Origin of the sequence: Rhodovulum strictum (genome assembly GCF_009649175.1) — a bacterium.
In the GTDB taxonomy this organism is placed as follows: Bacteria; Pseudomonadota; Alphaproteobacteria; order Rhodobacterales; family Rhodobacteraceae; genus Rhodovulum; species Rhodovulum strictum.
In genome coordinates this window covers 24,342-35,483 of record NZ_WJPO01000014.1, presented here as the reverse complement: position 1 = coordinate 35,483, position 11,142 = coordinate 24,342, and the positions used below count along the sequence as shown (strand labels likewise).

General features: G+C 68.2%; 9 protein-coding genes and 2 pseudogenes. 6 read left to right on the top strand and 5 right to left on the bottom strand.

Annotated features, from left to right (window positions below; translation table 11 throughout):
* Positions 1-90 precede the first annotated feature (90 nt).
* The 6 genes from GH815_RS10210 to cysW all read left to right on the top strand — a co-directional run bounded on the left by GH815_RS10210 (position 91) and on the right by cysW (position 6,379).
* Positions 91-675 (top strand): RBBP9/YdeN family alpha/beta hydrolase, encoded by a 585-nt coding sequence (locus GH815_RS10210; protein WP_153748673.1) that lies wholly within the window; start codon positions 91-93, stop codon positions 673-675.
* A gap of 324 nt (positions 676-999) precedes the next feature.
* On the top strand, positions 1,000-2,373 hold the full coding sequence (locus GH815_RS10205) for an FAD/NAD(P)-binding protein (RefSeq protein WP_281354787.1): 1,374 nt from the start codon (positions 1,000-1,002) through the stop codon (positions 2,371-2,373).
* Between the two features lie 215 nt (positions 2,374-2,588).
* Positions 2,589-3,692 carry a sulfate/molybdate ABC transporter ATP-binding protein gene (locus GH815_RS10200; protein WP_153748671.1) on the top strand — a complete coding sequence of 368 codons (1,104 nt, stop codon included), beginning with the start codon at positions 2,589-2,591 and terminating at the stop codon, positions 3,690-3,692.
* Entirely contained in the window at positions 3,689-4,681 is a 993-nt protein-coding gene (locus GH815_RS10195) for a sulfate ABC transporter substrate-binding protein (protein ID WP_153748670.1), read from the top strand. Before GH815_RS10200 ends, GH815_RS10195 begins: the two co-directional genes overlap by 4 nt.
* Positions 4,682-4,685: 4 nt before the next feature.
* On the top strand, positions 4,686-5,558 hold the full coding sequence (cysT, locus tag GH815_RS10190; RefSeq protein WP_153748669.1) for a sulfate ABC transporter permease subunit CysT: 873 nt from the start codon (positions 4,686-4,688) through the stop codon (positions 5,556-5,558).
* The gene (cysW, locus tag GH815_RS10185) at positions 5,555-6,379 is read left to right on the top strand and encodes a sulfate ABC transporter permease subunit CysW (RefSeq protein ID WP_153748668.1); all 825 of its coding nucleotides are present in this window, start codon (positions 5,555-5,557) and stop codon (positions 6,377-6,379) included. Before cysT ends, cysW begins: the two co-directional genes overlap by 4 nt.
* A 201-nt stretch (positions 6,380-6,580) precedes the next feature.
* Here the strand turns inward: cysW and GH815_RS10180 are convergent, their stop codons facing one another.
* From GH815_RS10180 to GH815_RS10160, 5 genes and pseudogenes are all read right to left on the bottom strand, one after another.
* A complete protein-coding gene (locus GH815_RS10180) occupies positions 6,581-7,072 on the bottom strand; it encodes a type II toxin-antitoxin system VapC family toxin (RefSeq protein WP_343030785.1) in 492 nt (163 codons plus the stop codon).
* A gap of 79 nt (positions 7,073-7,151) precedes the next feature.
* Positions 7,152-7,226: pseudogene (locus GH815_RS19390) on the bottom strand (type II toxin-antitoxin system prevent-host-death family antitoxin); the annotation flags it as partial.
* A gap of 385 nt (positions 7,227-7,611) precedes the next feature.
* Positions 7,612-7,818, bottom strand: a pseudogene (locus tag GH815_RS10170) (heavy metal translocating P-type ATPase); the annotation flags it as partial.
* 146 nt (positions 7,819-7,964) lie between these two features.
* Entirely contained in the window at positions 7,965-8,945 is a 981-nt protein-coding gene (locus GH815_RS10165; RefSeq protein WP_153748667.1) for an FAD:protein FMN transferase, read from the bottom strand.
* Positions 8,926-11,133: a PepSY domain-containing protein gene (locus GH815_RS10160; protein WP_153748666.1), complete on the bottom strand. Its 2,208-nt coding sequence runs from the start codon at positions 11,131-11,133 to the stop codon at positions 8,926-8,928. The genes GH815_RS10165 and GH815_RS10160 overlap by 20 nt, the downstream gene beginning before the upstream one ends.
* Between the last annotated feature and the right edge of the window lie 9 nt (positions 11,134-11,142).

Below are 11,142 nucleotides of genomic sequence, written 5' to 3'. Positions count from 1 at the left end.
CGGAGAACGAGGATCTCCTGGACGTGCGAATAACGAATCCTATTTCACGACCACCATGCTAGAGTTATTCGAGATAGAGGAGAGCCAGACATGCCCCGTACCCTGCTGATTCCCGGCCTTGACGGCTCGCCTGATCCGCATTGGCAAGCCTGGTGGCAGGCGAACGATCCGACGGCGCTGATCATAAACCAGGAAGATTGGGCGGTTGCGACGCCCGAAGCATGGGAGTCCACGGTGGCGGGCGCTGTGCTGCACAATCCCGGGTCGATCGTGGTGGCGCATTCCCTGAGCTGCCTCGTGGTCGCGCGACTGCTTGCGAAATGGCCGCAGCTGGAAATCGCCGGTGCGCTGCTGGTGGCGCCCGCCATCCCGCATCGCAGCACCAGGCTCGCCGGTTTCGTGGATCTGCCCCGCTCTGCGTTCCCGATGCCCACCACCGTCGTCGCAAGCCGCAACGATCCGTGGATGCCGTTCTCCGTAGCCTTCGATCTGGCCGATGACTGGGGCGCGGCCTTCGTCGATCTGGGCGATGCGGGCCACATCAATGTCGCCAGCGGCTTCGGTCCGTGGCCCTTGGGGCTCGAACTGCGGGATTCGCTCGCGCGGCGCGCGGGGGCCCCTCTCCGGCCTGCGCCGCGACGAACAGCGGTGCCTGCACAGCGTTGGGCGTTCTGATGCGTAACGCGACGGTCGTTTCGGTCCGGCGACCGGACAGATCGAAGCGTCGGCTCCGCAGCGCGGGCTTTGCGTGTGATCGGCCATGTCGCGCTCTGCTTGCCCGGGAAAGCCGTCGCCACGTCCCCTCGGGTGGTGCAAACCCGCCGATAGGGAGGATCGCGTGCCCGTCTTTCTCGATCACGATCTCTGGCGGCTCCTGGCCGGCCCGGACGCCGAGCCGCATATGGTGCCTCGCCCCGAGGGCTGCGCGACAGACAGCCGGGCCGGTCTCATTGTTCCGGGGCTCGGTCCTGCACTGGTTCTCTGGGCGAGATTAGCGGCTTGGCTCTGACACGGAGCATCCCAGATATTTCGCGGGCGCGACCCAGCGGCCCGAATGTCGCCGTCCTTGGCGGCGGTGCCAGCGGCGTTCTGATGGCGCTGCACCTGCTGCGACACAGCCCGAGCGCGCGGGTGGTGCTGATCGAGAAATCCGGTGTCCCTGGCTGCGGAGTAGCCTACGGCACGGATGACCCCGCGCATCTGCTCAACACGCGTGTGTCGAACATGTCGGCCTTCGCGGATGATCCGGCGGATTTCCTGGACTGGCTGCGTGCGAGGGTCGACCCTTCGGCTTGCCCCTTTTCCTTTGTTTCAAGGGGGTTCTATGGCCGTTACTTGACCGAGAAGATGGCAGGAGCGCAGGGCGGCGACCGGCTGAGCTGTCTGACGGCAGAGGCCCTCCGGGTGATCCCGCAGGCGCAGGGGGTGTCCGTGCACTTGGCGGATGGCAGCGTCCTGTCGGCCGACCTTGCCGTTCTTGCCACCGGCCATTCCCTGCCCGACGCTGATCCGGGCGGCGCGCTGACACTGCCCTGGGGCAGTGATCCGCTGCCGGACCGGGATGCCGATGTCCTGATCGTCGGCACCGGGCTGACCATGGTGGATCAGGTGATGACCCTTCTGGACTCAAACCATCGGGGCAGGATCGAAGCGATCTCGCGCCGCGGACTGCTACCCCAACCCCATGTCGATGCCGCGCCCGAGGCGATCGGCGCGGACGAATTGCCGCTCGGCCAGCCGGTCAGCGTGCTGATGCACTGGCTGCGGTACCGTGTGGCCCTGACCCAGGCCCAAGGCGGCGACTGGCAGTCGGTTGTCGATGGCCTGCGTCCGCATGTGCAGAGTCTCTGGCAGTCCATGGACGAAGCCGCGCGCGCCCGGTTTCTGCGCCATGCCTGCGCGTGGTGGGAGGTGCATCGCCACCGCCTGCCGCCACCCTCGGCCGAACGGCTGAAATCGGCCATCGGCGAAGGACGACTGTCGCTTCGGCGTGCCAGCTTCCTCGGGGCCGAGCGGACGTCCCGCAATGCCGTATTGGCCCGCCTGCGGCCGACCGGAGCAGGCGCTGGCGCAGAGGAGTATCGCCTGTTTCATCACGTCTTCGATTGCCGCGGCGTCCGGCGCGACCCCGACCGACATTCGGTCCCGGTGATCCGCAACCTGATCGCCGAAGGGCTGGCCAGCCTGGACCCGCTGCGACTGGGGATCGTTGTGGACGCGCGCGCACGGGTTCTGCGCCCGGACGGCACGGCGCTGTCAGGGGTGTTTGCCATCGGCCCCGTCAGCCGCTCTGCCTTCTGGGAGATCACAGCGATTCCGGATATTCGCGTGCAGGTCGCAGGGCTGGCCAAATCGGAAGAGTTTTCCGTATGATATCGTTGCAGGAATGAGAAAAAGGAATTCCTTCGTTTCCGAGGGGATATTCAGGACCGGACTTTCCCCCGGATCGAGGGGTTCCGGCGAACGTCACGCTGCGTCCGGCAGTGCTGGAACTTCCGTCCCGCCCGGCGGGGTCAGGCCCGCCGTGATCCGCTTGCCGCCCGCGATCACCCTGACTAACTCGGAAATTCGTTGAGAGAGGCACAGCCATGTCGATCACCATCTCGGGGCTGACCAAACGGTTCGGGCAGACAGAGGTCCTGCGCGGGATCGAGCTTGGCGTGGACCGGGGCGAACTGGTTGCGCTGCTGGGGCCGTCGGGATCGGGCAAGACGACGCTTCTGAAGATCATCGCGGGGCTGGAATGGCCCGACGCCGGGCGTCTGTCCGTTGAGGGCGAGGACTGGCTGCAACTGGCCGCGCAGGACCGGCGCATCGGCTTCGTGTTTCAGCATTACGCGCTGTTTCCGCACATGCGCGTGCGCGACAATATCGGCTTCGGGCTGAGCGTGCGCCCACGCGCCGCGCGGCCGGGCAAGGCGGCAATTGCCGCCAAGGTCGACGAATTGCTGCATTTCCTTCAGATCGCCCATCTCGCCAACCGCTATCCGACTCAGCTTTCGGGCGGACAGCGCCAGCGCGTCGCGCTGGGGCGCGCGCTGGCGATCGAGCCCCGGGTTCTGCTGCTCGACGAACCCTTCGGCGCGCTGGATGCTGCGATCCGGCGCGATCTGCGGCGCTGGCTGCGCGGTGTGCATGACGCGACCGGTTCGACTACGATCTTCGTGACCCACGACCAGGAGGAAGCCTTTGAACTGGCCGACCGCGTGGTGGTGATGGGCGCGGGGCGGATCGAGCAGATCGGCCATGCCGACGCGATCCACGACCACCCTGCAAGCCCCTTCGTTGCGCGCTTCATGGGCGCCACGGTGGAGCTGCCAGTGACCCTGCATGCGGGCCGGGCCGAGGGTGCGGGGCTTGACCTGAGCGCCCTGCCGCGCCGGGCGCTGCCCGATGGCGCGGCCAACCTGTTCGTGCGACCTCAGGACATCACGCCAATCCCCGACGCCGCGGCGCCCTGGAGGATCGCCAGCCGAAGCTCGACCGGCGCGCATCTGCGACTTGTGGTGCGCGCCCCCGATGGCGCTGAGGCTGAGGCCGATCTGCCGCGCCGTGCCGTCAACGCCGAGGCCTTGGATCCCGGCGCCCCGGTGCGGCTGAGGATCGAGGCCGGAACGATTTTTCCCGCCGAGCGGCGCGCGGCACTGCCAGTCGTCACCCCCATTTCCCTGAAACTGGAGTCTTCCCGATGAAACGCTCTCTGCTGGCCGCCGCCCTGGCGGTGTCCCTGGCTGCCCCTGCCGCCGCGCAGGACCGCCTGCTGAATGTCAGCTACGACATCGCGCGCGAGTTGTTCGAGGCGCTGAACCCCGCCTTCGCCGCGCATTGGCAGGAAACCACCGGCCGGACGGTGACCATCGACCAGAGCCATGGCGGCTCGTCGCGGCAGGCCCGCGCGATCCTCGAGGGGCTGAACGCCGATGTCGTGACCTTCAACCAGGAAACCGATATCGACGTGCTGGCCGAAAGCGGGCTCGTACCCGCGAACTGGCGCGAGCTGCTGCCCAACGGCGCCTCGCCCTACTACTCGCTGCCAGCCTTCCTGGTGCGCTCCGGCAACCCGAAGGGCATTCAGGACTGGGACGATCTGGCCCGCGACGACGTGGCTCCGGTGTTCCCGAACCCCAAGACCAGCGGCAATGCGCGCTACACCTATCTGGCGGCCTATGCCTTCGAACTGGCGCGGACCGATGGCGACCACGCGGCGGCGCAGGAATTCACTCGCGCGATCTTCGCCTCGGTGCCGGTGTTCGATACCGGCGGCCGCGCCGCGACGCAGACCTTCGCCGAGCGGGGCATCGGCGACGTGCTGGTGACCTTCGAGGCCGAGACCGGCGGGATCGCCGCCGAATACGCCGCGCAGGGCTTCGAGCGGGTCACGCCCTCGCAGAGCCTGTTCGCGGCCTTCCCGGTGGCCGTGGTCGCGCAGAACGCCGAGCGGAACGGCTCGACCGAGGTGGCGACGGCCTATCTCGAATGGCTGTATTCGCCTGAGGCGCAGCGCATCCTCGCCGAGCATTTCTATCGTGTGACCGACGAGACCGTTGCCGCCGAGTTCGCGGACAGCCTGCCCGCCGTGGATCTGGTCACGGTCGATGAGGTCTTCGGCGGTTGGGATGCGATCCGGGCAGAGCATCTGGCGGATGGCGCGATCCTCGATCAGGTCTTCGTGAACCAGTGACGCGATGACCGCAATCGACGCCAGCCCGGGGGCGCCGCATGGCGCCCCCATCCGCGCCAAGCGCGTCCTGCCGGGGTTCACATTGAGCCTTGGCACTACGCTGCTGTATCTGACGCTGATCGTTTTGATCCCGGTGATCGCGCTGATCCTGAAGGGGGCCGAGATGGGACCGGAGCGGTTCTGGCGCATCGTCACGTCGGCGCGCGCGGTGGCGGCGTTCCAGATCACCCTGACCGCAGCGGTCATCGCCACGATCTTCAACGCGCTTTACGGCCTGCTGATGGCTTGGGTGCTGGTCCGCTACGAGTTTCCGGGCAAGCGCATTCTGGACGCTCTGATGGATGTGCCTTTCGCGCTGCCCACGGCCGTGGCGGGCCTGTCACTGACGGCGCTGTTTTCCGCGAACGGCTGGTTCGGCGCGATCCTGCACCCGGCCGGCATTCCGGTCGTCTACACGATCTGGGGCATTGCGCTGGCGATGGCCTTCACCTCGGTCCCCTTCGTCGTCCGCACCGTCCAGCCAGTGCTGGAGGATATGGACCCCGCGCTCGAACAGGCCGCCGTCACGCTGGGGGCGCGCCCGTGGACAATCTTCACCCGCGTGGTGTTCCCCGCGATCCTGCCTGCATGGCTCGCAGGCTGCACCACTGCTTTCGCACGCAGTCTGGGCGAGTTTGGCGCCATCGTCTTCATCGCCGGAAACCTGCCCTTCCGCACCGAGATCGCGGCGCTGCTGGCCTTCATCCGGTTGGAGGAATTCGACTACAACGGCGCCGCCGCCATCGCGCTGGTGCTGCTTGCCTTCGCGCTGGTGCTGCTGCTCGTCTCGAACCTGCTGCAGTTCTGGGCCTCCCGCTACCGTGAGGCCAGCCGATGAGTGCTGCGTCCCCCTTGCCCGGCCAGTCCCGACGGGGCGAGAGCATCCTCATCGGCCTCGCCGTGGGCCTGACGCTGCTGTTCATCGCCGCCCCCCTCGCCTTCATCTTCGCTCGCGCCTTCTCGCGCGGCTGGGAGGTCTACGCCGCGAACATCCTGCACCCGATGACGCTGCATGCGATCTGGCTGACCACGATTACCGCGCTGATCGTCGTGCCGCTGAACGTTGCCTTCGGCATCGCCGCCGCCTGGGCCGTGGCCAAGCACCGCTTTCCGGGGCGCGGTATCCTCGTCACCATCATCGAGATCCCCTTCTCGATCTCACCGATCATCGCGGGCATCTGCTACCTGCTGCTCTATGGCCGCCAGGGGTTGCTGGGTCCCTGGCTACAGGCCAACGACCTGCAGGTGATGTTCGCGCTGCCCGGCATCGTGCTGGTGACGATGTTCGTGACCGCACCGTTTGTGGCGCGCGAGGTGCTGCCGCTGATGCAGGCCCAGGGCTCCGAACAGGAACAGGCTGCGGTCACACTGGGCGCCAACGGCTGGCAGATCTTCACCCGCGTGACGCTGCCCAACATCAAATGGGCGCTGCTTTACGGAGCCGTCCTTTGCACCGCCCGCGCGGTGGGCGAGTTCGGCGGCGTCTCGGTCGTGTCGGGCAACATCCGCGGCCAGACCAACACCCTGCCGCTGCATGTGGAACTGCTGTTCAACGATCTGAACGCGGTCGGCGCCTTCGCCGCCGCCTCGACCCTGACGCTGATCGCTGTCGTGGCACTGGTGACCAAGGCGGCTCTGGAAGGCCGCAAGGGCACCTGACAGCGGGATGCCCGACGGGCCGTGGGGGGCCGTACCTTGCCCGACAGTCGACGTCCCTGCCCGCTTCGCGACAATTGCACAAACCCGCCGGTTCGCGACGCGTCTCCCGTGATGATGGCCAAACCGACCAAATCCGTGCCGCCTCGCCGACCTTGCATGCCACACCCGTCCGCGTCTATGCGCTTTGCCGCCAGTACGGAATCACATCGCCCAAGATGGAAACCCCGCGACGCCCCGGCCCTGAACGAGCGTCGCTCGCCCGCCATGAGCGCCGACGAAAGCAGGATCGGGGATCGAAGGGATTGATGACCTCGATGCCGGTGGGCCGGAAATCAGCCACGTTTCCGGTTGCAACTGCGGCGCATGGGCAAGCGCGGTGGCGGCAATCATCAGATCGGCGCCGGCGGAACCGATCTCGGCGGAGAGGCGTCCCCAGATCAGGGCATCCTCGGCACTGAAGGGCAGCAGGCGATCGGCGTAGACCTCCAGCGTGGTGGCGAGCCACGCGGCAAGGTCGCGGGCAAAACCCGGGTTCTTCCCGTGCTGCAGGGCTATGCCCCGCTCGATCTCGCCGATGGTCACGACGCTGATGAACAGGGCTTCCTCGGGCTGGGCCTTTAGCCAGTCGACCGCCTGCCGGGTGCGATCGGGCCGCCGCAGGGCCGAAAGCACATTGGTGTCGAGGGTGATCATCAGAGGGAAAGATCGCGCGGCTGCGCCTCGAGGCGCCCGAGTTCCTCGTCCTCGAGGCCGGGAAAACGCGCCGGGTGATCTGCTGGGGCGTTCCGGTGAGGGCGGCATTCACCAACTCGCTGAACCGGTTCTTGGCGTCCTGAAGTGTCCACATCTGCGCCTCCCTTTCTGGCTAGAGCGAAATCCTACCGGTCTGGATCGTATCCGCAGGCGCTGAAGTCGTTCGCGCCCTCGGCTACCGCCTTCGGGAGACGGACGCGAAGATCGAGGGACAGCGCTTTCACCTTCATCGCCGGCCTCCTCCCCGGCGGGTAGGTTGAATCAGAACTGCCCCTCATGGGAATCCCCAACGATTAAGTTTTCTGGGACAACGCTCCAGGGAGATGGCTGGCCGGATTCTGTCGACCCGCCTCTCCCGACGGCGGCGCTTGGCCAGCCCGCTCACCCCTCCCCGACGAGATCGAGCTGGCCCTCACGGTGGGCCGCGATCATGCCGCGAAGATAGCCGCCGGGATTGCGGACGGGCAGGGGATGGCATTGGCCATGCCGCCAGCGCTATCGACCGAGATGATCTGTGGTCGGCCGTCCGTCAGGGTGCCGGTCTTGTCGAGGATCAGCGTGCGGCTGCGCAACATCGTCCCGAGCTGTCCCGCGCCCTTGATCAGCACGCCTTAATGCGCCGCGCGAGAGAGGCCGGCCACCAGCGCGACCGGCACGGCCAGGCTCAACGGACAGGGCGTGGCGAGTGCGGGAGCGACACCGGCGATTCAGACAAGGTTCGCGATATCGGGTTGGCCTGCGGACCAGAATGCAAGTCCGGCGATCGGACCGGTCGCGGCCGGCAGCAGGATTGCGGTCTTGAAGGGATCGTCACGGGTCTGTTCCATGCGGCTCATCTTCCCCCGGCTGAGGCGATTGCCGCTGGTTCTTCCGAAAACAGTTGTCCGACTCCCACGCCCCTTGCGTGCCCTTCATCATCGCGCAGGAGAAAAAGGGCGTCGAGCCCGCGTCGTCTGGCGATTGCCGCGCCCGCATCCGGGCCGAGCACCATCAGCGCCGTCGCCCAGGCATCGGCCTCGGCACAACTGCGGGCCACGACGGTGACAGAGGCCGGCGATGCGATCAGCGGAGCGCCGCGCCTCGGATCCATCGTATGCGACAGGCGTCGTCCCTGCACCTCGACCCAGTGGCGGTAGTCGCCCGAGGTCGCCACGGCGGCGTCCTGGAGCGAAAGGATCGAATGGGAGGTCCGACGGGCGATGTCCGGCGCCTCGACCGCGATGGTCCAGGCTTCGCCGTCCGGCCGCAGGCCCGTCGCGCGCATCTCGCCGTCGATCCCGACGAGGGCGGCCGCAATCCCGTGGTCGCGCAGCGTCTCGGCCAGCCGATCGACCCCATAGCCCTTGGCGATTCCGTTCAGGTCGAGGGCGATGGGCGCCGACTTGCGTACTTCGCTCTCGCCGATCTCCAGGACCTCATGCGCCGGCCGGCGTGGGGCGGTCATCGCCGCACGGATGCCCGCAGGCGCGGCGGCCTCCTGCCCGAAGCCCCAGGCGGTCACCGCATCGCCCATGCCGATGTCGAACGCCCCGCCCGAGGCGCGCCCGATTTCCAGGCCGAGACGCAGGACCTCCGTCAATCGTGCGGGCACCGTCACCCAGACGCCCACCGAGGCCGCGTTGAGGCGCATCAGGTCGCTGTCTGGCTTCCAGGTGGACATCTGCGCGTCCACCTCGTCGACGGCATCCTGCAGCGCCGCGCGGATCGGGTCCGGATCTAAACCGTGCTCCGCAAAGAACAGCGCCGACCAGCGCGTGCCCATGGTCGGGCCGTTCAGTGCAAGTCGCACCAACTCAGTAGATATCTTCGACATACCGTCCCTCCGCCTTCAGGACCGCGGGCGTGAGCCCAACCGGCGCCAGAACCTCGGCCAGCGCATCGGCCACGCCCGCCGCCATGTCGCGTCCGCCGCAGACCATGACGCGGGCCCCGCCGCGGATCAGCCGGGCCACCTCGGTGGCATCGCCGCGCAGCGCGTCCTGCACGTAATGGGGGCGCGCCCCGCGCGAGACGGCCGTGACGAGGCGGGTCAGGCGACGCTCTTCCTGCCAGGCGGGCATCTCCTCGCCGTAGAAGAAGTCGCTGTCGGGGTGGCGCATCCCGAAGAAAAGGTGGATCGGCCGATGGCGCGCATTGTCGCGCACGAATCCGGCAAGCGGCCCGATTCCGGTTCCGGCGCCGATCAGGATCAACGGCGCCCGGCCGCGGCCGGGGCGGAAACCGGGGTTGCGGCGCAGGAAGGCGGTCGCCGTATCGCCCGGTTCCAGCGCCGTGAGCTGGCCCGAACAGAGGCCGCCGGGGTGTTTCTTCACCACGATCTCGACGAACCCGTCGCGGCGGCCCGAGGCGAGCGAGTAGAGCCGCGGCAGGGCGCTGCCCTCGGGCAGGATGCCGATCAGGTCGCCGGCGTCGAACCGTGCGAAACCCGCCCCGGTGAGCCGCTGCCAGAGCGAGACGCGCGGCAGGGCAAAGCGGAGGATCGCGGTCGGGGCCTGCACGTCGGCGCCGTAGTCGCGGCGCGAGACGAGGGTCAGCGTCTCGGTTGTCGGAAGGACGGGCTGGTGCGACAATTCCAGCGGGATCCCGAGCGCCTCGCCAAGCATGCTGCCCCAGCGCGCGAAATCCTGCGGCGACTGGCGGTCGATCGTGTCGAGCGGCATGAGTTCGGGCCAGCCCTTTGCCTGCGCCGCCGCCGCAACGGCCTTGGCGAAGGCGCAATAGGCCGGAAAGCTGCGGTCGCCAAAGCCGAGCACTGCGAGAGGAATGTCCGGCGCGTCATCGAGCGCGCTCAGCCGGTCGAGGAACCCCTTGGCAGAGGTCGGTGCCGCCCCGTCGCCATAGGTCGCGGCCAGCACGATGATGCGCTCGGCCCGTGCGTAACGGTCTGGCGCGAAGCCCGACATCGGGCCGACATGGACACTCTGTCCGGCCTGGGTTAGCGCGGCGTGCAGGGTGGCGGCGAAGCCCCAGGAGCTGCCGCCCTCGCTGCCGACGAGCAGGATCGTCTCGGCGCGCCCGGCGGGCTGATTGCCCCGGATGCGCGGGCGCCCCCGCCGCCCGGCAAGCCAGACCAGGACGCCGGTCGCGCCCATCGCGGGCAGGCCGAGCGCCATCGCCCCGAGGACGAGGCCCAGCGTCGCCGCGCCCTGTCCGGTGTGCAGCATGTAGATGGTCTCCGAGACGCGCTCCCATCCCCTCAGGTCGGCCCAAGCCAGCAACGCACCGGTGCCCTGGTCGAGATAGCCGGTGCCACGGTCGGTCTTGAGCGTGAAGACGTCCGTCGCGTCGCCGGGATAGGGAAAGCTCAGTTCGCGCAGCTCGGCGACGGGCGTCTGCCGCAGCGTGGCCATGTGGTCCAGAGCGATCCCCGTCTCACCGCTGACCTCGGCGGGGACGGCTGGCATGGCGCCTCCGTCGGGTAGAAGGCCGAAGGTGGACGCCGTCATCCAGAGGGCTGTGGTGGAGGACAGAATGAGGCCGAAAACGGCGATCCGGGCGATCTCGACGTGCAGCCTGCCCGGGAGGGAACCCCGCAGAGGCGCGAACCAGTGCCGCCAACCGCCCATACGCCGCGCGACCAGCGCCGCGCCGGAAAGCGAGAGGACCAGCATCGCCGCCGCACCCGCCGCCATGGCGATGCGCCCGCCGTCACCGAGGAACAGCGAGCGATGAAGTTTGGTGAGCCAGCGTTCGAGTTGGTTCGGGTCGGCCGAAGCCACGTCCTGCCCGGTCGCGGGTTCGATCACGGCGGCACCGGGCGCGCCCTGATCGAACCAGTAGGCGGTGATCCGGCCCGAGGGCGACCGGCGGATCTGCTCGACGCCGGGATGGACCTCCTGGATGCGCTCCGCAAGCGCGGCAACCGTCAGTCCGGCCTCGGCCTGCGGCGCGGCGATCCGCTCGCCCGCCGGGAAGACCGACAGCGCCGCGCCGCTGAGCGCGAGAAGCGTGACGAGCGCGAGGGCCAGAAGACCCGGCCAGCGATGGAATGAACGGATCATGGCCCTCAC